A 26,743-nucleotide genomic window follows, 5' to 3' on the forward strand; every position below is an offset into this window, starting at 1 on the left:
GCCCAGGGATCGAACAGGCCACAGACCAGCCGGCCAATGGTGGATTTGCCGCTGCCAGACGCCCCGACCAGCGCCACACGGGCCCCCGGCGCCAGATCCAGGTCGAAACCTTCCACCAGGGCCGGTTCCAGCGGGTTATAGCCGAAGGCAAGGCCCCGGATGCTGGCCGATCCCGCCAGTTTGCGCACCCGGCCGGTCGCGCTGGCCGTGGTCCTGTCCGTCTCCTGCGTCCCGGTGAACTCCCACGCCAGGGGGGCCGTCGCCACATCCTCGAACTGGTCCAGCGTACCGCGAGCCTGCTTCAGGGCGGCGGCCTGGACCATCAGCGTATTCAACGGCGCCGCGAAGGCGCCAATCAGCGCCTGGAACGCCGCCAGCATGCCGGCACTCATGTCGCCACGCGACACCAGCCAAGCCGACAGGACCAGTGCGGCGGCCCGGTTCAGCAGCATCAGGCTGTCTGGCAGCGCCCCCAGCAACGCCTGTATCCGGCCCAGCGCCTGGCGTTCACGCACCAGATTTCCCAGATACCCCGCCCATTGCGTGAAGAAGGCCCCGTCCGTACCGTTAGCCTTTAGCGATTCGATCATGCCGATACCCTGCAGGGTCCGGCCATAGAGGCGGATGGCGGTCATCGATGCTTTGCGGCCCCGTTCCTCCAGCCGGTTTCGACACAGGGCGAAGATGCCCAGCGTCACGCCGGTGCAGGTCAGCGTCGCCAGGGTCAGCAGCGGGCTGTAGGCCAGCATCACCAGGATGAAGAACAGGCACGCCGCCAGCGACAGGCCGATTTCCGCCACCTGTTCGCCGGCATGGGTGCCCAGGTCGCGAGCCAGATTGACCCGGCCGGCCAGGGTGCCGGCATGACGTTGGGAGAAGAAACGGGTGGGCAGGCGCAACATGCGCCAGACCATCCGCGCCGCGCCCGCAATGGCGATGCGGGCGCGCAGGCGCAGCAGCACCTGTTCCTTCAGGCAGGCCAGCCCCGCCTGCACCAGCCCGGCCGCCAGCACCGTCGCCACCAGGGCCGGCACCCAATGCGCCTGTCCTTCGATCAGATAATGATCCACGAAGATCTGGGTCGCGGCCGGCACCAGGATGCCCGGCAGGATCAGCCCCACACCTGCCAGCAGCACCAGCAGCATGGAGGCGCGCTGCCCATCCAGCAGGGCCGCCAGATCCCGCCAGGTGCGCGGCGGCGCCCCGCCCCGCCGGAACTCCGGTCCAGGCTGAAGCGTCAGGACGATGCCGGAGAAGATGCCGTCAAACTCGGCAGGGGTGAGAACGCGGCGGCCGGCGGCGGGATCGTTCAGCCAGACCCGTCCGCCCGCCATCCCTTCCAGCACGACGAAATGGTTGAGGTTGATGAAGATGATGCAGGGCATGGCGAAGCCGGACAGGTGGCCCGGCTCACAGCGGAAACCCTTGGCTTCCAGCCCGTAGCGGCGCGCGGCGCGCACGATGTTCGACGCGCGGCTGCCGTCGCGCGACACGCCGCAGGCCTCGCGCAGTTCCGGCAGCGGCACCCAGCGTCCATAACCGGCCAGCACCATGGCCAGCGACGCCGCCCCGCATTCCACCGCATCCATCTGGAAGATGGTCGGCGTCTGCACCCGGCCGGTCATGCGTCGAAGCCCAGCCAATGCAGCAGCGTATCGACCTGCGGAAAGACCAGGCCGATCAAGCGAACCCGGTCAACCACGACATGCGCCTGCACCACGGTGCCGCTTTCCACGACGCGCGTCCCCCCCAGGTCCGACGACCAGGCAAAGCCGCTGACCGTGGCCGGGTCGGTACGCAGACGCACCCGCAATTCAAACGGCGGCCCATCGGTCAGCAGCGTGTCGACCAGCGTGGCATTGGCCAGCCGGCGCAACATGGCATCGCGCGTTGCCGGTATTTCCGACACCGAAACCACTTCGGCCCGGATGAAGCCCTCCCGCTCCATGCGCACCGTGCTGGGCACAAGCTGCACATCCATGCCGGGCCGGATTTTCTTGCCCTCTGCCGGAGAGACATAGATCAGGGCCGACAGGCCCGCGCCATCCTCCCCGGCCACGCGCATCAGTGCAACGCCACCCACCACGCGGTCGCCGGGCGCCACCGCCAGTTCCACCACGCGGCCGGCGGCCGGCGCCCGCAATTCCGTCCGCGCGGCATAATCCGTTTCCGCCTCCGCCAGTTCCTGCACGGCTGCCGAAATCCTGTTTTCGGCCTCCATCAGCGATCGCTCCGACTGCACCCGCCGGTCATTGGCATCCACGCCCAGCGCCTGGAAACTGTCGCGCGTGGTGGCGATCTGGCGCCGGACATCGGCCAGATCCACCTCCAGCGCCAGCACGCGGTCGCGGCTGGCAAAACCGCGTTCCTGCAGGGTGCGCTGGCTGACCAGGCTTTCGGTCAAAGCCTTCTCCTGTGCCAGCAAGGCCTTCAGGCTGGTGTCCAGGCCGGCCAGCCGCTGCGTATCGGCGACACCCCGAACGCCCCGTTCGCGGTCGCTGAAATCGGCCAGCCGGTCGCGTTCGGCCCGCAGGCTGGCCACACGGCCGCGCAACGTATCCAGCCGCGCCGCCAGGGAGGGCTGGCTAAGCCGCACCAGCAGATCACCGGCGGCAACATGCTGGCCCACGCCCACGGGCAGGGCCGCCACGGTGCCGGCATCCGGCGCCACCAGTTGCGTCAGCCCGCCATCGGCCTGCAAAACCCCGCGCCCCACCACCTTGACCGTGGCGGTGGACAGGATCGACCAGACCAGACCGCCCGCCAGGACCGACAGCAGAACCGCCAGCACCGCCCATCCCGTCGGCCCGACAACCCTGATCATCCGGTCAAGCTGTTCGGGATCAACATTACGGAATGTGAGATTGCCCGCCACCGTCACCGACACTCCTGATGCGTTCGCCCTTGTTCTGACAGCACAAGGGCAAGAACACAAAGCCCCACCACAAGATTATCGTGCCCATGCCCGAAAGTGGTATGACGCGCCGGGAAAGAACCAACTTCCGTCTCGGCCGCTCTTGGCAGGATTGACGCCCTCCGCCGATGCGGTCAAGTTCCTGCCGAACAACATGAAATGGAGACGGTTGTGACTGGCAAGGTCCAAACGATCGCGACGCTGGAAAAGCTGCTGGCGGACGACCCTGAGATCCTGAGCGGCGTCGCCGGTTCCGGCGATGTCAAGGAGGCGGCAGCCGCCCTGGCCCGCCACGCAGCCGCCAAGGGCGTTTCCCTGACCGCTGCCGAAATCGAAACAGCCTTCCTGGCCCGCACCGACGCTGCCCAGGCGGTGGAACCGCTGGACGATGCAGCCTTGGACAATGTGGCCGGCGGCGGCTCGCCCTATTGCATCTTCACCAAGGGCTGTTACTGCATCTTCACCAAGTGACCTAACGTGCGGGGCCGGCATGCCCGGCCACGGGTCGAATGCGGGGATTGGGGGGATTTTCATGGCAGCACAAGCGCAGTGCGGTTGCGATATCAGCCGGTTTGTGGACGGTATCCGCCGGTTCCAGTCTCAGCATTACCAGGAACAGCCGGAACTGATGCGGCGGCTGGTTGATGATGGCCAGGCCCCCAGCGTCCTGATGATCTGCTGTTCCGACAGCCGCGTCGATCCGGCACTGCTGACCGGTGCCAGCCCCGGCGATCTGTTCGTGCTGCGCAATGTCGCCAATCTGGTTCCACCCTATGATCCGGCGGCGGCCATGCATGGCACGGGTGCCGCCATCGAATATGCCGTGCGCGACCTGAAGGTCAGCAACGTCGTGGTCCTGGGCCATGCCCATTGCGGTGGTATCAAGGCCCTGCTGAATGCCGCCGGCGGCGTCTGGCCCGACCGGGATTTCATCGGCAGTTGGGTCGGAATGGCCCTGAAAGCCTGCGACCACCATGTCCGTGACGAGAATGGCAATGTGCGCAAGGTATCGCTGGACCTGCTGAAGCAGAATGCCGATCTGGTGGAACGCGCTTCCGTCATGGGCTCCATCGACAATCTCTTGACCTATCCCTGGCTTAAGGATCGGGTCGATGCCGGCAACCTTACCCTGCATGGCTGGTGGTTTGACCTGGATACGGGCGATGTCTGGATCACGGAGCCGGACCGCATGACCATGTTGCCCGTGGTTTAGAGGCGCCACGGTCAGCCAACCCCATGCGCAAACCGGACAATATCGTCTATTGGCTGAACGACCGGCTGCCGCCGCGCGTCGCCCTGCTGCTGGCGCTGCAGCAGGTGGCGTTCCTGTCCGTGCTGCTGCTGGTACCAAGCCTGTACAGCCATATGGCGCACCTGCCACCGGAAGCGTTCCTGAACCTGGCATCGGCAACGCTGCTGACCTCGGCGGCGGGCGTGCTGTTGCAGGCCTGGGGCCGGTTTGGCATCGGGTCGGGCTATTACTACCCGGTCCAGGCCACGACCACCGTGCTGGCGACACTGGCCCTGGCCGCCAGCAGGCCGGGCGGCCTGCCTGCCGCCTATGGCATGATCGCCGTTATCGGGCTGTCGCAACTGGCTTTCAGCTTTGTGATCGTGCGTTTGCGCTCCATCATCACGGTAGAGGTGGCGGGGCTGGCCGTGGCGCTGATCGGCATCGGCCTGGGCCAGATGGGACTGGCCCTGATCTTCGACCTGCCCCAGTTCGAACATGGAACCATGCGGCCATCCGGTCTGGGACTGGCGGCAGCGGCCGGCTGTTTTGCCATCATGGCCGCCTGCCATGTCTGGGGCAGCGGGCAGTTGCGGCTGTTCACCATGCTGCTGGGACTGGTGGGCGGGGTGCTGCTGTCCTGGTTCCTGGGACTGCTGACCAGCACCAGCATGGCACCGATGTTGGAAGCGCCCTATCTACGCCTGCCCGACCTTCCGGTGTTCGGCTGGGCTTTCGACGCCGGCGCCCTGTTGCCCTATATCATCACCGGTTTCCTGCTGGCGCTCAGTTCCATCGGCACACAGGCCTTGATGCAGCGCGCCAATGATGCGGATTGGGTGCGCCCCGACCTGCGGTCGCTGGGCCATGGCGTGCGGGCGGAAGGCGTGATGCATCTGGTGGCCGCCCTGCTGAACGGGCTGCCGCTGCTGGCCAGCGGCGGCGGCGCCAGTCTGGCCGCGTCGACGGGTTGCACCAGCCGCCATCTGGCCTATTGGACGGCGGGGCTGCTGGCGCTGTTCGCCTTCATCCCCAAGCTGATCATGATCTGGCTGGTGATACCCAATCCGGTGGCAGGTGCGTTGCTGCTGTTCCTGTCCTGTACCGCCAGCATCAATGGCATTCGCCTGATCACCTCACGCCTGCTGGATAACCGGCGGATCATTGCGGTGGGTACCGGTCTGCTGGTCGGCCTGACCGGCCTGCCGCTGCTGGAGGCGCTGGTCAATATCTGGTCCAATCTGCATTATCTGGCCTTCTCCAGCGTTTCCGCAGGCATGCTGACCTGCGTGCTGCTGGCCACCCTGTTCCGCCTGGGCGAGCAGTGGCACAAGACGGCGCGGTTCAGCGCCGTCAACATCACCGCAGAAGGCATCGCCGATTTCATCGAGGCGCAGGGCCGTGCCTGGGGCGCGCGTGTCACCGCCGTCCGCCGCGCCGAACATGCGAGCTGGCAGGCCATCGAACTGCTGCGCGATGCCGATCTGATCGATCCGGCGCGGCCCGAACTGGAACTGGCGACAGAATATGATGATTATTTCCTGACCATCATCTTCCGCTACCAGGGGCAGTTGGTGCCGCTGGAGCCCAGCCCGCCGACGGCGGACGAAATGCTGGAGGACCCGGAGGCTGGCAACCGCATGGCCGGCTTCCTGATCCGCAAGCTGGCCCTGCAGGCGCAATCCCGTCGGCAGGGCGCCATGGCGGAACTGCGCCTGCGCTTCGCCGGCTGACACCCGGGTTCTTTTTTCAGATGCAACGCTGACCTTTACGGGGGTCAGGATGGTTGAACGTGCCCGCCATCGTGCGGCCCACCTGCCGCTGCCGGCCGGACCCGGAACCACAAGGCGTAGAGGGATGGCAGGAACAGCAGGATCAGCACCGTACCCACCGCCGTGCCCCCGATCAGGGTATAGGCCAGCGATCCCCAGAATACCGAATGGGTCAGCGGAATGAAGGCCAGCACGGCGGCCAGCGCGGTCAGGATGACGGGCCGCGCACGCTGTACCGTTGCCTCTATCACCGCATGGTAATCGTCCAGCCCGGCCGCCTTGTTCTCCTTGATCTGATCGAACAGGATCAATGTGTTGCGCATCAGGATGCCGGCCAGCCCGATCAACCCCAGAATGGCGTTGAAGCCGAAGGGCTGCCCGAAGGCCAGCAACACCGGCACCACCCCCACCAGACCCAGCGGGGCTGTCGCCACCACCATGGCCAGGGCGGAGAAGGAGCGGACCTGCAGCATGACGAAGACCAGCATCAGGGCAATCATCACCGGGAAGATCGTGGCCAATGCCGCATTGGCCTTGCCCGCCTCCTCGATCGCCCCGCCCAGGACGATGCGATATCCCGCCGGCAGGTTCTCCATCAGCGGCTGGAGCGCCGCCATCACCTGCTTGGACACTTCCGGCGGCTGCGCACCTTCACGGATGTCGGCGCGGATGGTGATGGTGGGAACACGGTCGCGACGCTTCAGGATCGGGTCCTCCATGCGCACCCCGGCCTGCCCGATCTGCGGCAGCGGGATCAGGTGTCCGTCGCGGCTGGTCAGCGAGAAGGCGTTCAGCGATGCCGGGTCCAGCCGTTCCCCACCGGCACTGCGCGCGACGATGTCGACAGTGCGGATATCCTCGCGCATCTGCGTCACCGTTATGCCGGTCAGCAGGAACTGCAATTGCTGAGCGGCCTCGGCCGGCGACAGGCCGATCAGCCGCAGCCGGTCCTGGTCCAGATTGTAGCGCAGGGTGGGCACACGGTTGCCCCAGTCGCGGTTTGCCTGGCGCACATCGGGCACGGTGCGCATCACAGCCAGGGCCACGTCGGCGATGCGGCGCAGTTCCGCCGGGTCCGGCCCCTGCACGCGGAATTCCACGGGGAATGGCGTATAGGGCCCGAAGACCAGTTGCGTGACACGCAGATGGGCCTCCGGCGCCAGCCCCGCCGCCGCCGCCTCGCGCAGCCGGTGTTTCAGCGCCTCGCGGCCCGTGGCATCCGGCGTCAGCACCACGATCTTGGCGAAGGCCGGGTCGGGCAGTTCCGGCGCCATGGCCAGGAAAAAGCGCGGCGCACCCTGGCCGATATAGGCCGTCACGATCTCCGCCTCCGGCTGTTTGGCCAGCCATGCCTCCACCTTGGCGGCGGCGGCGGCGGTCGTCTCGATGCTTGTCCCCTCCGGCAGGCGCAGTTCCACCAGCACCTCCGGCCGGTCGGAGGTGGGGAAGAATTGCTGCTTCACCCCGCCCATACCGATGACCGCCACCACGAAGGCCACCGCCACCACGCCGGAAACCAGGAACTTGCGCCGGACGGCGAAGGTGATGATGCCACGCAGGCGGCGATAGAACGGCGTGTCATAGATGGCGGCGTGCCCGCCCGGTACAGGCTTGATCACCGGCAGCAGCTTCACACCCAGATAGGGGGTGAAGGCCACCGCCACGAACCAGGAAGCGATCAGCGCGAAGCCCACGATCCAGAAGATGTTGCCGGCATATTCGCCAGCCCCCGACGGCGCGAAGCCGACCGGCAGGAAGCCCGCCACCGTCACCAGCGTGCCCGACAGCATGGGAGCCGCCGTGTGGCTCCAGGCGTAGGCGGCGGCCGCGATGCGGTCCATCCCCTCCTCCATCTTCACCACCATGACCTCGATGGCAATGATGGCGTCATCGACCAGCAGGCCCAGCGACAGGATCAAGGCACCCAGCGTGATACGGTCAAAGAAGCGCCCGGTTTCCAGCATGATCAGGAAGACGACGGCAAGCGTCAGCGGCACGGCCGCCGCCACCACGATGCCAACGCGCCAGCCCAGGCTGATCAGGCTGACCAGCAGCACCACAGCCAGCGCCATGACGAACTTCAGCATGAATTCGTTGATGCTGTCGCTGATATTGACGGCCTGGTCCGTCACCTTCTCCAAACTCACGCCCAGCGGCAGACCAGCCGCAACCGACACCCGTTCCGCTTCCAGTGCCCGGCCCAGATCCAGCCCGTTCCAGCCATCCTGCATCACCACCGACAAGACCAGGGCAGGTTGGCCCTGATGGCGGATCAGGAAGCCGGCCGGGTCTTCATATCCCCGTTTCACCTGGGCAATGTCGGACAGTTTCAGGGTGCGGCCACCGGCCGTAACGGGCGTGTCGGCGATGCGGGCCACGCCGTCATAGGCACCGTCCAGCCGGATCAGCACCTGCGGCCCGTCCGTATCGATGGACCCGGCAGGGGTGACGGCGTTCTGTCGCTGGAGCGCGGTGAAGATATCCTGCGCCGACACGCCCAGCGTGACCAGACGGGCATAGGAGAACTCCACGAAGATGCGCTCGGGCTGTTCGCCCAGGATGTTGATCTTCTTCACGCCCGGCACATGCAGCAGGCGCTGGCGGATGTCTTCGGCATGACGGGTCAGGGCGCGGGGCGGCAAATCCTTGGCCTTCAGGGCATAGAGTGCGAAGGAGACGTCGGAATATTCATCATTGGCGAACGGTCCCAGCACACCGGCAGGCAGGCGCCGCGCCTCATCCCCCAGCTTCTTGCGGGCCTGATAGAACTGCTCCGGCACGGCAACGGGCGGGGTGCTGTCCTTCAGGGTCAGGGTGATGAAGGCCAGACCCGGCCGCACCATCGTTTCCACCCGGTCGTAATAGCGCAGTTCCTGCAACCGCTTTTCCAGCGGTTCGGCCACCAGATCCTGCATCTGCTGCGCAGTGGCGCCGGGCCAGGCGGCGGTGACTGTCATGGCCTTGACGGTAAAGGCCGGATCCTCGGCCCGTCCCAGTTTCAGGAAGGCGAAGGCGCCGACGGCGGCGATCAGCAGGATGAAGAACAGCGTTACGGCCCGTTCGCGTACGGCCAGGGCGGACAGATTGAAGCTCATGGCGTGCCTGCCTTGGCGATCTGGGTGCGGATCATCGCCCCCTCATGCAGAAGATGGGCGCCCAGCGCCACGAGGGGCTGGCCGGTCGCCAAACCGGCAACGACGGCGCTCTCCCCGCTCAGCCGTTCGACCCTGACGGGCTGAAAGGTGACACCCTTGCCATCCTCACTGACCAGCCAGACACCCGCGCGGCCGCCATCATCCAGCAGCGCGCCTACTGGCACCTCCGCCAGGCCGGCCGCGCCATCCTCGGCCAGCCACAGGGTCACGGTGGTACCCAGCGGGGCCATCGCCGCATCGCCCTCCAGCACGTAGCGCGCCTCGAAGGTGCGGGTGGGGCCGTCGGCGGCATCGGAAAGCTGGCGCAGCGTCGCATTCCAGCGCCGGTCCCCGCGCCCGTGCAACACGGCCTGGGCGGTGGCACCCGGTTCCGGCCGCACCCCTTCGGGCAGCGACACGACAGCTTCGCGCGGGCCGGCATGGGCCAGGGTCACCACATTCTGACCGGCCGCGACCACCTGCCCCGGCTCCCCATCCGTGGCCACGATGGTGCCGTCGGCATCGGCACGCAGCAGGGCATATTGCGTGCTGTTCGCCGCTGTCCGGGCATCGGCCTCCGCTGCGGCCAGCCGTGCCTCGGCCGCCTCCAGCGCCGCACTTGCCTGTTCATAGCGCTGCCGCGTCACCCAGCCCTTGGCCGCCAGATCGGCATAGCGACGTTCATCGGCGCGGGCCTGCACCGCCACGGCGCGGGCGGCGGTGGCATCATTGCGCCGCGCGGCAAGCGCCAGGTCCAGATCGTTGACATCGATGCGCATCAGGGGCTGGCCCTTCAGGACCCGCTGACCGGGATCGACCAGCCGTTCAACGATCTTGCCACCGACCCGGAAGCCCAGGCCGCTCTGCACCCTGGCCCCGACACTGCCCGTATAGGCGCGCATCCCCACCGTCACAGGCCGGGCCTGGGCCACCGCCACAAGGGGCGGGATGCTGCGCGGGTCCGGCAAGGCGGCAGCCCCATCGCCGGAACGCAGCAATAAGGGCACCGCAACCCCGGCCGCCGCCAGCGGCAGAAGAAGCAGATATAGACGCTTCGATCTCATGGTCGGACATCCTGGGTTGGCGTGAGGTAAAACATGCATATGCACCTATTGCAGACCAAAGCAGACCCACAGAGCCGCAGGCCTGCGGGTCAGAGTTTGTTCAGCAAGGATAAAAGATCGGCCAGATCACCCTGGCTCAAACGGTCAGTGAAGGACCCTTGCGCCAGCTTCCATCGCTCCGCGGCCTGCGCCAGCAGGGCTTGACCAGCCGGGGTCAGGCCGACATGGCGGATACGTGCATCGGCCGGGTCGGCGGCAATGGACAGCAGCCCGTCACGGGCCAGCGGCTTCAGGTTCTTGGTCAGGGTCGTGCGGTCCATGCCCAGCGCATCCGCCAGTTCCCCCATGGTAGGCTCCAACAGGCGGCTCAGCGCCATCAGGATGGTGAACTGCCAGTTATTGATGCCCAAGGGCCGCACCGCGTCGTCGAAGCGGCGCCCGATCTTGCGGCCCGCCCGCTGCACATGCTGGCACAGGCAGGTCCGGGCAATCAGGTTTGATAGGTCAGGGTCAAGGGTCGGTTCATCGCTCATGTCCGCTAATTGGTGCATATGCATCTATTTGTCAAGATGCCTGGGCACCGACAGTTCAGCCGGCCCTTATCGGTCCCGTCAATAGACGTCACGGCGGTATCGCCCTTCAGCGGCCAGGACATCCACGCTGTCCAGTCCCAGGATGCCTGTCAGCGCCTGATGCACGGCGGCGCCCATGGCCTGCCCACCGCAGACATAGAGGACGGCACCGCCTTCCACCCAGCGACGGACATCCACGGCCATTTCCACCAGCCGGTCCTGCACATAGCGTGGCGCACCCTCCACAGAGTCGCGGGAAAAGTTGAGGTCGCAGCGGCTCAGCACGCGGCGCTCCATCCAGTCCCGTATCTCATCGGCAAGCAGGCGGTCGGTGCGGCTGCTGCGTTCACCGAACAGCAGCCAGGCCCCCGCAACGCCGTGTGCGGCCCGGTGCAGCAGGTGCGCACGCAGGCCCGCCAGCCCCGTGCCGGCCCCGATCAGGATCATCGGCACCGGGGTGGCGGGCGGGTGGAAACCGTGGTTGGTCCGTACCCGCAGCCGAACAATGCCGCCCGGCGGCGCATATCGCGTCAGCCAGCCTGACCCCAGCCCCAGGCCACCATCGGGCAGGACCTTCCTGCGCACCAGCAGTTCCAGCCGCCCGCCATCGGCCAGCGACGCGATGGAGAAGTCACGGGTGGGCTGGCCCCGCAGCGGCTGGCCCGGCGGTGGTTCCGGCACGATCTCGGCGATGTCGCCGGGGCTCCATTCCGCAACAACACCCAGTGGCGGCTCCAGCACGACATGCCAGATCTCCCCGCCCGGACCACCGGGGTTTAACAATGTGCGACGCGTCAGGCGCCAGGGCTGATGGGCAAGCGGTTCCGGCTCTGCGCCCGCCGCCCCGCCCAATGAAGCCAGATGACCGTTCCAGACGGCCTGCGCCTGCGCATCGGCGCGGCCATCCATCCGCACCATCGGAAAAGACGGCGTGGCGCCGCTGTCCGACAACCAGCGATCCACGGCATGGCCGAAGGCGCAGAAATCCGCATGGCCGCTGTCGCCCAGCGCCAACACGCCATAGCGCAGACCCGGCAGGGACAGCGGCTGGGCCATCATCCGGCGGGCGAAGGTGCGGGCGGCATCCGGCGGCTCCCCCGCGCCATAGGTGCTTGCCACCACCAGCATTTGCCCCGCAGCCACCAGATCAGCCGCCGTCACGCCGGCCAGCGGCACAACCCGCACCGGCCGCCCCCCTTGCTGAAGGCTGGCAGCCGCACGCCAGGCCCATTGCTCCGCCGTACCGGTCTGGCTGGCATGGGCGACCAGGATGGCGCCGTCGGCGTCCGCCGTGCGGACCTGGGCCGCATGCCGGCGCGCATCCGCCCGGCTGCGCCATCGCCCCAGATACATCAGCCAGCCGGTGACGGCGAACAGCGGCAGGCAGGCGGCAGAGAGCAGGAACAGGACCTTGCCCACCCCACCAAACATCGTCCCCCGATGCACGGCCACCAGGGCAGACACCATTTGCCGGCCCGGCGGCAGGCTGTCGAAGCGGATCAGCCGGCGCACGACGCCCGTGCGTGCATCCAGCAGCACCTCATTGAAGGCGCGGTCATGGGGAAAATCGCGGTCCAGGTAGCGCATGCGCACCTGATCGTCCCCCGGGGCCGGCAGGGTGATCAGGATACGGTCGGCCCCATCCGTCATCGCCGCCCGCAGGCCGGCCCAGGCGGCATCCAGCGGCGGCGGAACCTGTTCTCCGGGACCTGCCGCCGGGGATTTCGACCTTTCCGCCTTTGCCGGCGGCAGGGTGCCTGTCAGCATCCAGGTCGCCGCCCGGTTCCACCCCTCATAGGCGAAGGCCGCCCCGGTCAGGGCGCTGACCAGATAGACGGGGATCATCCAGACGCCAAGGGTGACATGCAGGCTGCGATAAAGCCCACGGCCCCGCAGGTGCAGGTCGGGCTTCAGCCAGACGCCCCAGCCCCCCGGTCGGCGTGGCCAACGCAGATACAGACCGGAAAGGATGAAGAACAGCAAGGCCAGCGACGCCGCCCCGGTGATCTGCCGCCCCCACCCCTCCGACCCGCCCGGCAGCAGCAGCACCCGATGCAGCAGCAACAGCCCGGCAAAGAAACGCTCCCCACGCGCCTGCCCCAGAATCCGGCCGGTATAGGGGTCGAGATAGCGCTTGTCCGCCGGCAAGCCCCGGTACGACGCCGCTGGCCCCACCTGAAAGGCGATGCGGGCGGACCCGCCGGGATGACCGCTCAGCGTCAGCAGGCTGGGCCGGGCGTCGGGCATCTGGGCGCGGAAGGCGGCCAGCAGGGCGTCGGGCGACAGGGGCGGCCGATCGTCCGGCGGCACCTGCATTACGCGCGCCGGCCCGGCGCCCGCGTCCAGCCAGGCGGTCACGTCATCATCCAGCGCCACCAGCGCACCGGTGGCGCCCATGACAGCCAGGACCAGACCCAGGCTGATGCCGGCCAGCCGGTGAAGCTGGTAAAGCGCATTCCTGATCACGGCCGCTCACTTGGGCTCAGGTGCCACACAGGCAAAGCTTTCCGCCTTCTCCGTGGGGCCGCCCTGATAGCGGATGATCTTGGGATAGACGCAGAGCGGTCGTTGAAAGGCTATGCGGCGCTTCGCCTTCTCCCCCTCGACCTCTCCTTCGAAGCGGGTGGCAATCAGATCCTCCGGGGCCTTGCCCTTCTCCACCCATTCCTGCAACGCCTTGGCCATGTCATGGCGGGCATCGATGACCGGCGGTTCGCTGTCGCGGGTGGCGGTGGAAAAGGCGGTGGCACCGGGGCCGCCGGCGCAATGGGCCATGCCGGGCACCATGTAGAGCCGCAGGAAGGATTGTGTGTCCTGATGCCGGTCCGCAGCGGTGGAACGCGCGGCCACGTCCTCGTAATAATTGACGGCCTCTCCGGCCGCCCCCACGGGATCCTGCCAGCCCATGAACATGATCATCTTGCCCCCGCCCGCGCGGAACCGGTCCAGGTCGGGGTTGGTGGCGTTGAAAGTGGCGGCGATGCGGTCGTTGATGGCGTCGATGTCACTGCCCCAGTTGAACGCCTTCCAGTTCCAGTCCGGGTCGTTGAACACCCAATACCGGAAAAAATCCAGGCGCAGCGGCTCGTCCGGCTTTTTCGGATTGGCCCAATAGGCGCTCCATCCCGGATGCTTGTCGTCGGCCTTGGCCATAATGCCTTCACTGCCGACCGGGTATCCGGGATATAGCGGCTTGCCCGTGCGGGCATCAACCGGGCCCTGATACATCAGGCGGACCGCCCGCACCTGTTCGGCCGTCAGGCAGTCCGGCCCGTCCGCCGCCCGGCATTGCAATGTACCGACATCGAAACCGCACTGGCCGGGATCGTTGATCACCCCGTCGGCCACGCCGTCCAGCCCGTCGCAGGCCTTGACGGCGGCACGCGTGATCATCGGCAGCTTTTCCTGCGGCAGGATGGGCGTGCGATCGTCGCCCGGCCGGCGGTTCACCTTGAACTGCCACAGGAAGGCCAGGTTCAGGTTGGTGCGGTTGTTGCCGGGCGCCCCGGCGATGATGCCGTCGAAATCATCGGGATAGCGCTGCGCCTCGCTGAGGCCCTGATAGCCGCCGGTGGAACAGCCGCTGAAATACGCATAATCCGCCGGCCCACCGTAATAGGCGGCCGTCACCGCCTTGGCCGCCACGACGGAGACATGCACGGCGCGATGAGCGTAATCGACAATGGATTCCGGCTTGCCGATGACGAAGGTCAGTTCCGATCCCTTGTGCCCCGTGTCGGTCGCCACGGCCACGTCGCCCTGCAGCAGGCGCCCGCGCATCAAGGCGTAATGCAGGTTGGAGGCGTAGGCGCCGTTGCCCACCATGTGCAACCGGCGCGTCCAGTCACGGTGTGGCAGCCAGACCTCGAACTCCACCGCCGATCCCGGCACCGGCGTGGCCACGCCCCGGACGCGGCAGAAATCCGGCATGCCGGTATAGGTGCGGGGGGCCCGCTCCACCGCCGTGTCTTCCAGAAAGACACCGTCCGTCATGTCCTGGGCCAGCGTGATCCGGGCACCGTCAAGAGAGAGGCCGGCCAGTCCGGCACAATCCTGTGCCGCCCGCGCCGCCGATGGCAGGCCCGCCAGCAGCACCAGCCCGGCCAGCAGCGATCGTTTCAAAGCGCCCATGGGTGTCCCCTTAACCATCCGCAAAGACGTTTTTTTGCGTTCATAAATACAAATTACATTGACGCGCGCCGCCGTCAACCGTATCGACTCTTCAACGACGAGAAATTCCAAGCGGTGGTCGCTGCCCCTGCACAAGGGCGCGACCGGACCCGCGAGCAGCCAGGTGAGGAATGGCAATCATCCCCGACCATGACATATCCCGCCCCCTGCCCGCCGACGGCCTGTCACGCGCCCGGCCGTCCGACGCGGGGGTGGATGCCGCCGCCATCCAGGCGTTCGTGGAGGACGCCACGGCGGCGGGGCTGGAGTTGCACACGCTGATGCTGCACCATCGCGGGCGGCTGGTGGTCGACGCTAGCTGGTGGCCCTATCGGTCCGACCGGCCGCGCGTCATGCATTCGGTGGCCAAGAGCGTGACCGCCTGCGCCATCGGTCTGGCCATCGCGGAAGGCCGGTTCGGACTGCGGGACCGGGTGGTGGATTTCTTTCCCGACGAAGCGCCCAACCCGCCGGACGCGAAGCTGGCGGCCCTGACGGTCGACCATCTGCTGACCATGCGCACCGGCCACGCGCAGGAAACGTCTGGCGCCCTGTGGCGGAACATTCCGGGCAGTTGGGTCACGGAATTCTTCAAGATCCCCATCGTGCACGACCCGGGGACGGTGCATGTCTATACCAGCGCCGCCAGCTATATGCTGGCCGCCATTCTGGCGCGGACGACGGGCCAGACCCTGCACGACTATCTGAAGCCGCGCCTGTTCCAGCCGCTGGGCATCGAGGGCGAGGTCTGGGACATCGGGCCCGACGGCATCAATCCCGGCGGCAACGGCCTGACCTGCAAGCCCGTGGACATCCTGAAACTGGGCATCCTGCACGCACAGGACGGTGTGTGGAACGGACGGCGGATATTGCCCCAGGGCTGGGTGGCGGAGGCCACACGCAGCCATGGCGATGGCTACGGCTATCACTGGGTGACGCGGCCGGACGGCTCCTATGCGGCGCTGGGTGTGTTCGTACAGATGGCGCTGGTCTTCCCCGAACAGGGGTCGACGCTGGTGGTGGCAGGGGCCATCGACGGCAGCGACAAGCTGCTGCCGCATATCGACCGCCACCTGCCATGCGCCCTGGCCGGCGGCGGCTCGCCGGCGGCCGATCAGTCCCTGGCGGACCGGCTGAGCCATCTGTGCGCGCCGCGCGCCCTGGTTTCTGTCCCATCCGACCTGCCGGCGGCGCTGAACGGCACGGTCTTCGTCCTGGAGCCGAATGACAAGGGCGTCGCGGAACTCCGCTTTGTCTTCGCCGACGGCCAATGCCGGTTCAGTCTGACCGATGGCGAAGGAACGCATCATCTGGTCGCCGGCCTGGATCATTGGGAGGAGGGCGTCACCGGCATGCCCGGACAGGAATTGCACCATGGCTACCGCCTGGGCGACGCCGCCGTAATCGCCGGTGCCCGCTGGGTGGCCGCCAACACCCTGGAACTGGAGTGGATATTCCGCGACACGGCCTTTCGTGACACCGTCACCTGCCAGTTCGGCGACGCGACCATCACCATGGACCGCCGCGTCAACATCAATTCCGGCCCGCTATCCTGGCCGCAACTGCGCGGTCGCGCGTGGTAGGCGGGCGGGATCGATTTGGAGATGCGTCCAGACGCCAAGACCTCCACTGCTTTTCAACGTAAGGCTAAATAGTTGCGTCATACCCGTTTTCACGGGAATGACGACAGGCAGACGGGAAAACGGCGTGAACTTGGCCTGCCTCCCGTGCGCCCATGGCGCGGACCCCAGGAAAACGGGCGTTGTTTTCGTAGCGTGCTGACTGAAAAGCATGGGTGGGTGCCTTGAGCCCCCACCCGTGCCAAGGGTCCTCAGAACGTGGTGCCCACCTGGAATTTCACGGTGCGCGGGGCGCCCTGGGCCAGCAGCAGGGCGCCGGTGGAAGCCCAATAGCGCTTGTTCGTGATATTCTCTGCATTGATGCGCAGTGTGACCGGCTGTTCCTGCAGGTCGAACTGATAGGCGCCACCCAGATTATACAGCGTATAGCTGGGGATGAACGCTTGGTTCAGCGGATTGATGGCGCGCTTGCCGGTATAATAGGCGCCGCCATTGACGCTCAACCCCTCCACCCATTCGTCCAGCTTGTACTGGGCCGACAGCGACAGGGTGGTCTTGGGCGTATTTTCCACGCGCTTGCCGACGATGGTGGGGGTGAACGCGCCATTGGCGGCGGTGGATGAGGGCGCGCCTGATTCCACGCGGGCCTTCAGGAACATGGCGCTGGCATAGACCGACAGCTCACTGGTGATCTCGCCCGTCACGCTCGCCTCCACGCCACGATAACGGTATTCACCATCCTGGACATAAAGGTTGGCACCGTTGACGAAGGTCGCCGCCCGGGAGATGTCGAAATAGGCTGCCTGCAGCAGCAGGCCCCGATAGGGTTCCACCTTCACGCCACCTTCATACTGGGTGCTGGTGGTGGCCGGAAGCTGGACGCCGACATTGGCAACGGTGGAGGGGGCGGCCGGCGTGGATTCCAGGCCCTCGATATAGGTGCCGTAGAGGCTGACCCAGGAAACGGGCTTCACCACCGCACCATAGGAGACGGAGGTCGGTTCGGCCTCGAACGTCGTCGCCCCGCCGCGCACCGATTCCGTGTAGTCCGAGCGGCGCACGCCGACCAGCAGGCTCAACCACTCATCATACTTGATACGGTCGAACGCATAATAGCCGATATCGTCGATGCGGGATGTCGTGGCCGTGAAGGACGCGGGCATCGGCGTTTCGATGATGCTGTGCGGGGTAAAGAAGTTCTGGGCGCAGGTGGCGGGGGTCGCCCGCGTCGAGATGCCGCCCCGGCAATCGATATTGATGGTGCTGGGCGAGAACTGGTCACGGATGTTGCGCGAGGCGCCGATCAGCAGCTCATGCTCCAGCGGCCCGGTGAAGAAGGCGCCCGCAAGCTCGCCCCGCATATTTTCGTTTTTGAAGCGGGAGGCCTGGAGACCAACATTCAACGTGCCGGCACCGGTGGCGATGTTGGTGGGGATGAGATAGGAGAAGCGCCGTTCGCGCCGCAGCTTCGACGTCCCATAATCAAACGTGGCGGCCCAGGCATCGTTGATCCGCCAGTTCACATGGCCCAGCACGTTGGTTTCGCGGGAATCATTGTTGCCCCAGTCAGGACCGAAATTTGTGCCGGGTTTCAGCAGCGGCGGCAGGGCAATGGACGGATAAGGGTTGGCAGCGGTCGAGGTGGGCTGGGTGAAGCGGAAGATGGCCGGCTCCACCACGTCCTTGTTGATATGCTCCACATCCAGGCTGATGGTCAGATCGTCGGTGGGTTTGAAATCGAACGCACCGGAGATCAGCGAACGGTCGCCGCGCGTATAGTCGATGCCGCTGTCCACACGGGCATAGACCGCGTTGACGCGGGCGCCGAACATGCCATAGGTGCCGCTCAGGTCGACATGGCCGCCGGCCGCGCCATGGCTGTTGCCATTGACATTGGTGGTCACCAGGGTCTGGTCCGTGGGCCGCTTCATGGTCAGGTTGATGACGCCCGACGGCGTGGTGAAGCCGTAATAGAGCGCCGACGCACCCTTCAGCGCCTCCACCCTGTCCTTGTCCTCCAGCGGCAGGTCGGTCAGGTTGATGATGGGCAGACTGCCATTCAGGCGGTAATTGCCCCGGTTCTCCACATTGATGCCCCGGATGGCCAGGTTGCTGTAGACGACGGGACTGGTCTGCGAAGACGTGACGCCGGCCGTATTGCGCATGGCATCCATCAGACCCTGGGCCTGCTGCGACTGCAAGACCTCCTGCGGGATAACATTGATGGTCAGCGGCGTGTCCAACTGACGCGCGCCACGGAAGCTGCCGGCCTGGACCAGATCGGCAGAGAAGCTGTATTTGCGGTCGGCGGTGACGATGATCTCTTCCAGCACCGGCAGCTTCTCATCCCCGGCGGCGGGCGCGGTCGTCTGGGCCGATACAGTCGGCGCCGTCAGGGCCAGGGCGGACACGCCAGCGGCCACCATCAGTTTGAAATAGGGCTGAACCATTTTGTGAGCTCCTCTGTCCTCTGTTCGCTTCTGCTATGGCCTTGGCTTGCATTCCGGGCTTGGCGGGGGCCCCTGAACTCCCCGGCGCCCTTGTTTGGCCTTTCCGCTACATTGTATTGCTGAACACAGAAAAACACATTGGATTTTTGACACGAAAAATACGTTTCTTGGATTTCTCGATGCAAAGTCGCGATTGCGACATATTTGCAACAGCGCTGCCGGACGCGCCTTTCCAGGCCCGCCGGAGACGCGTCCGGCGGGTTGGTTGAGGCCCACTTCCGTTTCAGGCTGTCAGGGCCGCCGCCATGAAGCGGGGGGTCGCGGCCAGTAGGGACCGGGTATAATCATGGGTCGGGTTGGCAAAGACGGCCTCCACCGTGCCGGATTCCACGATCCGGCCGTCCGACATGACCAGCACCGTGTCCGCCACCTGCTGCACCACGGCCAGATCATGGGTGATGAACAGGCAGGCGAAACCATATTGCCGCTGCAAACGCTGAAACAGGCCCAGCACCTGACGCTGGATGGTCATGTCGAGCGCGGATACCGGCTCGTCCGCCACCACCAGCCGGGGGCGGGAAACCACGGCGCGGGCGATGGCCACCCGCTGGCGCTGCCCGCCCGACATCTGATGGGGCAGACGGTCGCCGAATCCCTCCAGCCCCACCTCTGCCAGGATGGCGTCGACCCGCAACATCCGTTCCTGCCGTGTCAGGCCGGGCAGATGGCGCAGGGGCGCCGCGACGATGTCGGCCACGCGCTTGCGCGGGTCGAGCGAGGAGAAAGGGTCCTGGAACACCAGTTGCGCATCGCGCCGGAACGCCTGCCGCTGAACCGGTGTCAGGGCGGCGATGTCGCGCCCGTCGAAGGCCACCTGCCCCGCCGACAGCGCCCGCAGGCCCAGCACGCCACGGCCCAGCGTTGATTTTCCCGATCCGCTGGCCCCGACCACCGCTACGATCTCTCCCGCCCGCACGGTCAGGTCCACGCCCTTCACCGCCTGTTTGGGCGCACCGGCCCGGAACAGGCCGGGACGGCCGGGATAATCGATGGCCACCTTGTTTGCCGCCAAGACCACGGGTGCCGCGTCATCCAGGGGTGGGCGATCGGCGTCCTTGTGCGGAATGGCGGCCACCAGAAGCCGCGTATAGGGCTCGGCCGGCCGCGTCAGCACCTGCCGCGTCGGTCCCGCCTCTACCAGCCGTCCCTTCTCCAGGACGATGACCTTCTCCGTATATTGGGCCACCAGCCCCAGATCATGGGTGATCAACAGCACGGCAACGCCATTGTCGCGGGCCAGTTCGACCATCAGTTCCAACACCTCGCGCTGGCTCAGCATGTCCAGCGCGGTGGTCGGCTCGTCGGCGATCAACAGGGCGGGCTTCAGCAGCATGACAGAGGCCAGCATGATGCGCTGACGCATGCCGCCGGAAAATTCATGCGGATACCGGTCCAGGCATTTCTCCGGCTCCGCGATAGAGACGCGGGACAGCATGGCCACGCACAGACGGCGGATCTCCGCCGCCGGCAGCCGGCGGTGCAGGCGCAATCCCTCCGCCAACTGCCGTCCGATGGTCAGGGCCGGGTTCAGCGAGACCATCGGCTCCTGGAACACCATGCCGATGCGCCCGCCGCGCACCCCCAGCATCTCCGCCTGGCTGAGGCTGGCCAGATCGCGACCCTGGAACAGGATGCTGCCGCCGGCCCGCCGCACGCCGGGGGCCAGCAGGTCCAGGATGGCGCGGGCCGCCATGGTCTTGCCGCTGCCGGACTCGCCCACGATGGCCACGAATTCGCCGGGCGCCACATCGAAGCTCAGGTCCGCCAGCAGCGGTGGCTGTCCTTCCGGGCCACGGGCACGCTCGACGCGCAGGTTGCGGACGCTCAACAGGGCGCTCATGCTTCCCTCCTCGGGTCCAGGCGGTCACGCAGGGCGTCGCCCAGCAGGTTGATGCCCAAAAGGGTGACCGCGATGCACAGGCCGGGAACCACGCTGAGCCAACTGCCATTTTCCATATAGGGGCGCGCGGCGCTCAGCATGTTGCCCCAGGTGGGGGCCGGGGGCGGCACGCCGACACCCAGGAAGCTGAGCGCGCTTTCCGACAGGACCACCCAGCCGAACAGGCTGGTGGCCAGAACCACCAGCGGCGGCAAGGTGTTGGGCAGGATATGACTGAACAGCGTGTAAAGCCGGCTGTCGCCCGCCACCAGCGACGCCTCCACAAATTCCCGCTCGCGGATGGACAGGACCGCGCCGCGCACCACCCGCACCACCGACGGCAGATAGGCGATGGCCAGCGCCAGGACCATGCTGCCCCGGCTGGCACCCATCACGGCGATCAGCGCCAGTGCCAGCAACATGCCGGGAAAGGCCAGGATGGCATCGCTCAGGCCCATGACGACCCGGTCCACCCACCCGCGCAGCAGCCCGGCCAGCGCCCCGATGAAGGCGCCGGCACCGACCGCCGCCACCACCACGGCCAGCGCGATGGCCACGCTGATGCGGGCGCCCAGCATCGCCCGGCTCAGCACGTCGCGGCCGAACTCGTCAGTACCGAACCAATGCGCGGATGAGGGCGGGTCCAGCGGATGCGCCAGATCGATGGCGATCGGGTCATAGGGCATCCAGACGAAGCCCAGCGCCACGACCAGCAGCAGCAGGCCCGTCAGGGCGCCGCCCAGGGCCGCATTCAAACGGATGTTGATCATTGGGCGGTCACCCGCGGGTCAAAGAAGGGATAGCAGAGATCGACGGCCAGATTGACGGCCATATAGATGACGGCGGTGAACAGCAGGCAGCCCTGCAGCACCGGATAGTCGCGGGCCAGAATGGCGTCGACCATCAGCCGGCCCAGGCCCGGCAGGGTGAACACCGTCTCGATAACGGCGATACCGCCCAGAAGATGCCCCAGGATCAGACCGATCAGCGTCAGGGTCGGCGCAAAGGCGTTGGGCAGGACATGGCGCCACAGCACCGCCCGCTCCGGCACGCCCTTGGCCCTGGCATGGGTGACATATTCCAGATTCAGCACGTCGATGGCGCTGGACCGCATCATGCGGGTCAGGACGCCGCTTTCGATGATGACCAGGGTCAGGATCGGCAGCACCAGGAACAGAACCGCCTCGGTCGCGCTCTCGGAAAAGGGCACATAGCCGACCACGGGCAGCCAGCCCAGCTTCAGCCCGAAGACCAGGAGCAGGATCAGCCCCAGCCAGAAGCTGGGCACGGCCAGCACCAGGGCGGCCGTGCCCACGACCGCCAGATCCAGGGCGCTGTCGCGCTTCCAGGCCGCCAGCAGACCCGCCGCCATGGCGATCAGGGTGGCCAGCGACACGGCCACCAGCACCACCAGTGCCGTCAGTTGGAACCGGTCCCAGATCACGGCCGCGACCGGCTCCCCCGTCAGGATGGAATGGCCCAGGTCGCCGCGCAACGCATAGCCCAGCCAGACCAGGAACTGCACCGGCAGGCTGCGGTCCAGGCCCAGATCCTGACGCAGCGCCGCCAGCGACGCCGCATCGCCGGCATCGCCCAGCATCACCAGGGCCGGATCACCGGGGATCAGCCGGATCAGGAAGAAGACGACCAACGCCACCAGGATCAGCGTGGGAAGGGTCAGCAGCAGCCGTTTGGCGATATAGGCGATCATGCGGGGCCATCCTTGGCGGCGTTGGCGCGGGGGCGGTCCGGCGGTTCCAGCCCCACACCCCAAAGGCGCTGCTGGGCGGCGGGCCATCCCTTGTAACCCGTTACATTCTGGCGAACGGCGGCGATGCGCGAGGTGTTGAACAGGATGACGGCCGGCACATCCGCCATGAATTGCCGGTGCAACTCGTCGAAGATCTGCTGACGCTGCGCGGGCTCGGCCTCGTCGATGGACTGGCGCAGCAGGTCACGCGCCGCCGGTGTATCCCACACCTTGCGCGGGTCCTTGGCCTTGTCCCCGATGATGGAGCCGAAATTCAAGGACGGGTCCAGGCGCGCGGAAAAGGCAAAGGCCATCATCTGATAGTCGCCCTTGGCATAGCGATCCAGTTGCGTGGCCCAGTCCAGCGTCTCGATCTCCACATTGATGCCGGCCTCTGCCGCCATGGCCTGGATCAGGACCGCGCTGTCGAACATCTGCGGATAGCGGCGGTTGGTGATCAACCGGATGGGCTGGCCCGTGTAGCCGGCTTCGGCCGTCAGGCGGCGGGCCTCGGCCACATCCTTGGGACGCGGCTGCGCCTCCACCGGACCGTAATAGGGGCTGACCACGGGCACGGGCGAGGCGTTGGCGCGGGCCGTTCCCCAGGTCACGGCCCTGGTCAGTCCCGCCGTGTCGATCGCGAGAGCGATGGCCCGGCGCATCCGCACGTCCGACAGCAGCGGGTCATGGGTCTGGAACAGCAATTCATAGAAATCCATGGTGGGGTTGATCTCCACCCGTATCCCCGGCTGGCCCTGCACCCCCGCCACCTCCGCCGGGCTGAGCGCGTCCAGCACGTCCAGATTGCCGCGCAGCAGGGCCGCGCGGGCGGCGGACCCGTCCGGGATGATCAAGAAGCGCACCTTGTCGACAAGGGCCTGCCGGTTGCCGGCATTGCCGTCGCGGTCCCCCGGCAGGGCCGCATACCGGTCGAAACGGTCAAGCTCGATAAACTGGTTACGACGCCATTCGCCCAACCTGAACGGGCCGGTGCCGATGGGGGTGATCAAGGCCCCGTCCGCCCCCCAGGAATCCCGGTGCAGGATGCCGGCGCCACCGCAATCGGGGCGCGCCAGGATCTTCAGGAAGAACGGGGTCGCCCGGCTGAGGGTGACCAATACGGTTCCCGGATCGGGAGCGGCGATATCCTCGATGCCCGTGATGCCGCCGGCCCCGAATTCAAACCGGCAGCGCCAGCGCGTGGCCGGGGCCAGATAGCGTTTAAGCGACCAGACGACGTCATCCGCCGTCAGCGTCGCCCCGTTATGGAACAGGATCCCGGGGCGAAGGGCGAAGCGGTAGGTGCGGCCATCGTCCGATACGGTCCAGCTTTGTGCCAGCAAGGGGCCGATGGACCCATCCTCCCGGAAGGCCACCAGCCCTTCCACCAGATGCAGGACCACCGCGTCCGTATTCTCGTCGCGTCGGACACCGGGGTCCAGCGACAGGATATCGGCGTTCAACCGGCCACGCAGCACGGTCTGCGCCCCGGCCCCATACGTCACCAGGGCAGACAGCGCCATGGCCAGGACGGCCATCGCACCGCGCCCAAGGCCGTACCCGGATCGGCCCCCGCCGGGGCTCCTGCATAAAGCCATCGCTCTTTCGCCCCCTGTCCGGCTTGTCCAGGTACTATAAAACGGTTTTTTTGCATTCAAAAAGACAAAATTGACGCCATGGTGTGATTTCCCCAGGCATCATGCCTGCTTGTGACGGCGGAGCAGAAAATCTTGTACACACGGCCCCCGATGTGACGGTAAGGAAGCGGTGTGGGAGTGGTGGAGCGAGGCATCATGAGCGCGCAGACGACCAGCACAGAAAACAAGACGGGCGCAAAGGCCGACCGCAAGGTCGCGGACGCCCCGACGCCGGCCGGCCCCAGCCGCCTGCAGACCGACCTGGCCGCCCGGATTCTGCGCCTGCTCAGCGAACAGCGCGCCGTCCCCGGTCACCATCTGGTGGAGCAGGATCTCTGCCGGCAGTTCGGCGTCTCACGTACCCCCGTTCGGGGCGCCTTGAAGCTGCTGGCCGAACAGGGCGTGGTGGAGGCGCGGGCCAATCGCGGCTTCGTGCTGGCCCAGACGGTGACCGCTCCGCCCAAACCCGACGCGGCGGCCCCGCAGGAGGAAGAGGACCAGCGGCTGGCGGTCGCCATTGCGCAGGCGCGCAACAGCGGCCGGCTCGCCGCCGACTGCACCCAGCAGGAAATCATGCGCATGTTCGACGCCAAGCTGCCGCAGGTGCTGCGCGTTCTGCGCCACCTTGCGGAACTGCGGCTGGTGGAGCGCAAGGCCGGCAACGGCTGGTCCTTCCTGCCCTCCATCGACAGCGCCCGCGCCCAGGCCGAAAGCTACGCGTTCCGCCATGTCATGGAACCGGCACTGCTGACCCTGCCCACCTTCACGCTCGACCGGGAATGGCTTGCCATGTCCCGCGCCAAGCATCAGGAGTTCCGGGACAAGCCCTGGCGTGACGTGCTGGCGGTCGAGTTCTATGAAATGAATTCCGATTTCCACGAGCAACTGGCCCGCTGTTCAGGCAACCGCTACATGCTGAGCGCCGTGCAGCAACAGATCGCCCTGCGCCGCTTCCTGAATTATCAGTGGGAATATGGCGTGGAGCGGGTTCTGTCCTCCATCGATGAGCATCTGGCCATCATGGACGCCCTGGAAGCCGGACAGAACGAGCATGCGGCCCTGCTGATGCGCCGTCATCTGGATGCCAGCGCCTTGCACACCGTCATGCACCCGGAAGAGGATGAAAGGGCGGCCTGAACGGCGCGCGCCAGCCCCCTGCCCCCGGTCGCCCTCATTCTGGATCACAGTACGCTCGCTGTTCAAGGACTGAGGAGGACAGGCTTGTTCTTCGGACATAGTGTTGCCCTAACAAAATTCGGGATAGCTTGAAGCGGCTTGTCAACGGTGATGGGGCCATGAAAAACCCGGCGGCCTTTCGGCGCGCCGGGTGGGGGCGGATTGGATTGGGCCAGCCGATCAGGGTGGCGGCGTATGGTCGGCCATATGCTCATGCACGGGTCCCAGCAGCGGGGCCCAGGCGGCAAGGTCGCCCGTCATACGCAACCGGCCCGTTGCGATTTGTTCGGCGCGCAGGTCGGTCAGGTCCGGGCCGGCATGCAGGCTGGCCGACCGCCAGGCATCCATCCAGGCGCAGGTAATCTCCGTTTCCGTCCGCTCGCCGGGCTGCGTGCCGTAGCGGACCTGGGCGCGGCCATCGGCGACATCCAGGCGCAGGCAGGGCTCACCCTCAACCGGCCGGGGGGCGTCGGCCGGCAGATTGTCGAACCGCTCGATCAGGGACAGATGCAAACGGTCCCGCTCCGGATGCCTGTCCAGCGCGGTCTGCAGGGCGGCTTGCGCCAGGGCCAGCCAGGCGGGGCTCATGAAGGCGGGACGGGTCATGCTTCCCCCCGCCGGCAGGCGACGGCCTCGATCTCCACCAGGGCGCCGTCGATGGCCAAGCCAGCGATGGTGGTGGAGCGGGCGGGAGCCCAGGCGCCGAACCAGGCGGCATAGGCCCTGTTGAAACCCGGATAGTCGGCCTTGTCGGTTAGCCAGACGGTCGTCTTCACGATATCGCCGGGCCCGAGCCCGCGGGCCGCCAGGACGGCGGCCAGATTATCCAGGCACCGGCCGGTCTGGGCCTCGATCCCGTCCGGCAGGCTGCCATCCTTGTCGAAGCCCAGCGCACCGGACAGGAACAGCAGGGGGCCCGCCGCGACGGCGGGCGAGAAATGCGGCTTCATGGCAATGTTCCTCACAGGTCCAGCACCAGCGTCCCGCCGGCACAGCCGGATACGCAGGGCATCAGAAATTCGGTGCGTTCCGCCGGCTTCATGATCAGGTCGCGATGCACAGGGGCGCCTGCCAGCCAGCGGGTCTTGCAGACGGCGCAGACCCCTGCCTCGCAGGAGGACGGCACCTCCACCCCGGCACCGCGCAGGGCCTCCAGCATGGTCTGGTTGGACGGGACCTGGACGGTGCCGCCGGACCGGGCCAGTTCCAGCGTGTAGGCGGGTCCGCCGGCCGCGCGCGGTGCGCCGCCGAACTGTTCGATATGGACGGTGTCCGGATCGCGATCCTTCGTCGCCTCCAGCACGGCGGCGATCAGCCCGGCAGGCCCGCAGCAATAGACATGTTCCCCCGCTAC

The 26,743-nt window shown here is 66.8% G+C and carries 20 protein-coding genes; 5 read left to right on the forward strand and 15 right to left on the reverse strand.

Features of this window, described 5'->3' with window-relative positions; translation table 11 throughout:
* Positions 1–1,625, reverse strand: a 1,625-nt coding sequence (locus tag KBA48_RS22710) for a cysteine peptidase family C39 domain-containing protein (RefSeq protein WP_292910658.1), incomplete at its 3' end; no start/stop codon positions are given.
* Positions 1,622–2,875, reverse strand: coding sequence for an NHLP bacteriocin system secretion protein (locus KBA48_RS22715; RefSeq protein ID WP_292910660.1), 1,254 nt, complete (start codon positions 2,873–2,875; stop codon positions 1,622–1,624). The genes KBA48_RS22710 and KBA48_RS22715, both read right to left, overlap by 4 nt.
* Positions 2,876–3,085: 210 nt before the next feature.
* Between KBA48_RS22715 and KBA48_RS22720 the strand changes: the two genes are divergently transcribed.
* From KBA48_RS22720 to KBA48_RS22730, 3 genes are all read left to right on the forward strand, one after another.
* Positions 3,086–3,385 carry a Nif11-like leader peptide family natural product precursor gene (locus KBA48_RS22720; RefSeq protein ID WP_292910662.1) on the forward strand — a complete coding sequence of 100 codons (300 nt, stop codon included), beginning with the start codon at positions 3,086–3,088 and terminating at the stop codon, positions 3,383–3,385.
* Positions 3,386–3,446: 61 nt separating this feature from the next.
* Positions 3,447–4,127: a carbonic anhydrase gene (locus KBA48_RS22725; RefSeq protein ID WP_292910664.1), complete on the forward strand. Its 681-nt coding sequence runs from the start codon at positions 3,447–3,449 to the stop codon at positions 4,125–4,127.
* Between the two features lie 23 nt (positions 4,128–4,150).
* The gene (locus KBA48_RS22730; protein ID WP_292910666.1) at positions 4,151–5,878 is read left to right on the forward strand and encodes a solute carrier family 23 protein; all 1,728 of its coding nucleotides are present in this window, start codon (positions 4,151–4,153) and stop codon (positions 5,876–5,878) included.
* Positions 5,879–5,922: 44 nt separating this feature from the next.
* Here KBA48_RS22730 and KBA48_RS22735 read toward each other — a convergent pair whose 3' ends face one another.
* The 5 genes from KBA48_RS22735 to KBA48_RS22755 form a co-directional block, all read right to left on the reverse strand.
* Positions 5,923–9,012 (reverse strand): efflux RND transporter permease subunit, encoded by a 3,090-nt coding sequence (locus KBA48_RS22735; RefSeq protein ID WP_292910668.1) that lies wholly within the window; start codon positions 9,010–9,012, stop codon positions 5,923–5,925.
* Positions 9,009–10,115 (reverse strand): efflux RND transporter periplasmic adaptor subunit, encoded by a 1,107-nt coding sequence (locus KBA48_RS22740; protein ID WP_292910670.1) that lies wholly within the window; start codon positions 10,113–10,115, stop codon positions 9,009–9,011. Before KBA48_RS22740 ends, KBA48_RS22735 begins: the two co-directional genes overlap by 4 nt.
* 89 nt (positions 10,116–10,204) lie before the next feature.
* Positions 10,205–10,648 (reverse strand): MarR family winged helix-turn-helix transcriptional regulator, encoded by a 444-nt coding sequence (locus tag KBA48_RS22745; RefSeq protein WP_292910672.1) that lies wholly within the window; start codon positions 10,646–10,648, stop codon positions 10,205–10,207.
* A gap of 78 nt (positions 10,649–10,726) precedes the next feature.
* Positions 10,727–13,153, reverse strand: coding sequence for a sulfite reductase flavoprotein subunit alpha (locus KBA48_RS22750; RefSeq protein WP_292910674.1), 2,427 nt, complete (start codon positions 13,151–13,153; stop codon positions 10,727–10,729).
* 6 nt (positions 13,154–13,159) lie between these two features.
* Positions 13,160–14,818 (reverse strand): tannase/feruloyl esterase family alpha/beta hydrolase, encoded by a 1,659-nt coding sequence (locus KBA48_RS22755; protein ID WP_292910676.1) that lies wholly within the window; start codon positions 14,816–14,818, stop codon positions 13,160–13,162.
* A gap of 170 nt (positions 14,819–14,988) precedes the next feature.
* Between KBA48_RS22755 and KBA48_RS22760 the strand changes: the two genes are divergently transcribed.
* A complete protein-coding gene (locus KBA48_RS22760) occupies positions 14,989–16,440 on the forward strand; it encodes a serine hydrolase (protein WP_292910678.1) in 1,452 nt (483 codons plus the stop codon).
* A 248-nt stretch (positions 16,441–16,688) separates the two neighbouring features.
* Here KBA48_RS22760 and KBA48_RS22765 read toward each other — a convergent pair whose 3' ends face one another.
* From KBA48_RS22765 to KBA48_RS22785, 5 genes are all read right to left on the reverse strand, one after another.
* Entirely contained in the window at positions 16,689–18,887 is a 2,199-nt protein-coding gene (locus tag KBA48_RS22765) for a TonB-dependent siderophore receptor (protein WP_292910680.1), read from the reverse strand.
* 283 nt (positions 18,888–19,170) lie between these two features.
* On the reverse strand, positions 19,171–20,787 hold the full coding sequence (locus KBA48_RS22770; RefSeq protein ID WP_292910682.1) for an ABC transporter ATP-binding protein: 1,617 nt from the start codon (positions 20,785–20,787) through the stop codon (positions 19,171–19,173).
* Positions 20,784–21,596, reverse strand: a complete 813-nt coding sequence (locus KBA48_RS22775) for an ABC transporter permease (RefSeq protein WP_292910684.1) — start codon at positions 21,594–21,596, stop codon at positions 20,784–20,786. The genes KBA48_RS22770 and KBA48_RS22775 overlap by 4 nt, the downstream gene beginning before the upstream one ends.
* The gene (locus tag KBA48_RS22780; RefSeq protein ID WP_292910686.1) at positions 21,593–22,537 is read right to left on the reverse strand and encodes an ABC transporter permease; all 945 of its coding nucleotides are present in this window, start codon (positions 22,535–22,537) and stop codon (positions 21,593–21,595) included. Before KBA48_RS22780 ends, KBA48_RS22775 begins: the two co-directional genes overlap by 4 nt.
* Positions 22,534–24,114: an ABC transporter substrate-binding protein gene (locus KBA48_RS22785; protein WP_292910688.1), complete on the reverse strand. Its 1,581-nt coding sequence runs from the start codon at positions 24,112–24,114 to the stop codon at positions 22,534–22,536. Before KBA48_RS22785 ends, KBA48_RS22780 begins: the two co-directional genes overlap by 4 nt.
* A 255-nt stretch (positions 24,115–24,369) precedes the next feature.
* Here KBA48_RS22785 and KBA48_RS22790 point away from each other — a divergent pair, with 255 nt between their 5' ends.
* Positions 24,370–25,350, forward strand: coding sequence for a GntR family transcriptional regulator (locus KBA48_RS22790; RefSeq protein ID WP_292910690.1), 981 nt, complete (start codon positions 24,370–24,372; stop codon positions 25,348–25,350).
* Between the two features lie 219 nt (positions 25,351–25,569).
* On the opposite strand, the gene KBA48_RS22795 is transcribed toward KBA48_RS22790, so the two are convergent.
* The 3 genes from KBA48_RS22795 to KBA48_RS22805 form a co-directional block, all read right to left on the reverse strand.
* On the reverse strand, positions 25,570–25,995 hold the full coding sequence (locus KBA48_RS22795) for a hypothetical protein (RefSeq protein ID WP_292910692.1): 426 nt from the start codon (positions 25,993–25,995) through the stop codon (positions 25,570–25,572).
* Complete coding sequence (locus tag KBA48_RS22800; RefSeq protein ID WP_292910694.1) at positions 25,992–26,339, reverse strand: RidA family protein; 348 nt, start codon at positions 26,337–26,339, stop codon at positions 25,992–25,994. The genes KBA48_RS22795 and KBA48_RS22800 overlap by 4 nt, the downstream gene beginning before the upstream one ends.
* A gap of 11 nt (positions 26,340–26,350) precedes the next feature.
* Positions 26,351–26,743 (reverse strand): 2Fe-2S iron-sulfur cluster-binding protein (locus tag KBA48_RS22805; protein ID WP_292910696.1); only part of this gene is annotated, 393 nt, incomplete at its 5' end.

It is taken from the genome of Niveispirillum sp., assembly GCF_017996735.1.
Taxonomy (GTDB): Bacteria; Pseudomonadota; Alphaproteobacteria; order Azospirillales; family Azospirillaceae; genus Niveispirillum.

Bases quoted from the DNA above. Each gene is read 5' to 3' on its own strand.
- KBA48_RS22725 (WP_292910664.1), top strand. From the start codon at position 3,447: ATGGCAGCACAAGCGCAGTGCGGTTGCGATATCAGCCGGTTTGTGGAC.
- KBA48_RS22730 (WP_292910666.1), top strand. From the start codon at position 4,151: ATGCGCAAACCGGACAATATCGTCTATTGGCTGAACGACCGGCTGCCG.
- KBA48_RS22735 (WP_292910668.1), bottom strand. From the start codon at position 9,012: ATGAGCTTCAATCTGTCCGCCCTGGCCGTACGCGAACGGGCCGTAACG.
- KBA48_RS22740 (WP_292910670.1), bottom strand. From the start codon at position 10,115: ATGAGATCGAAGCGTCTATATCTGCTTCTTCTGCCGCTGGCGGCGGCC.
- KBA48_RS22745 (WP_292910672.1), bottom strand. From the start codon at position 10,648: ATGAGCGATGAACCGACCCTTGACCCTGACCTATCAAACCTGATTGCC.
- KBA48_RS22755 (WP_292910676.1), bottom strand. From the start codon at position 14,818: ATGGGCGCTTTGAAACGATCGCTGCTGGCCGGGCTGGTGCTGCTGGCG.
- KBA48_RS22760 (WP_292910678.1), top strand. From the start codon at position 14,989: ATGGCAATCATCCCCGACCATGACATATCCCGCCCCCTGCCCGCCGAC.
- KBA48_RS22765 (WP_292910680.1), bottom strand. From the start codon at position 18,887: ATGGTTCAGCCCTATTTCAAACTGATGGTGGCCGCTGGCGTGTCCGCC.
- KBA48_RS22770 (WP_292910682.1), bottom strand. From the start codon at position 20,787: ATGAGCGCCCTGTTGAGCGTCCGCAACCTGCGCGTCGAGCGTGCCCGT.
- KBA48_RS22775 (WP_292910684.1), bottom strand. From the start codon at position 21,596: ATGATCAACATCCGTTTGAATGCGGCCCTGGGCGGCGCCCTGACGGGC.
- KBA48_RS22780 (WP_292910686.1), bottom strand. From the start codon at position 22,537: ATGATCGCCTATATCGCCAAACGGCTGCTGCTGACCCTTCCCACGCTG.
- KBA48_RS22785 (WP_292910688.1), bottom strand. From the start codon at position 24,114: ATGGCCGTCCTGGCCATGGCGCTGTCTGCCCTGGTGACGTATGGGGCC.
- KBA48_RS22790 (WP_292910690.1), top strand. From the start codon at position 24,370: ATGAGCGCGCAGACGACCAGCACAGAAAACAAGACGGGCGCAAAGGCC.
- KBA48_RS22795 (WP_292910692.1), bottom strand. From the start codon at position 25,995: ATGACCCGTCCCGCCTTCATGAGCCCCGCCTGGCTGGCCCTGGCGCAA.
- KBA48_RS22800 (WP_292910694.1), bottom strand. From the start codon at position 26,339: ATGAAGCCGCATTTCTCGCCCGCCGTCGCGGCGGGCCCCCTGCTGTTC.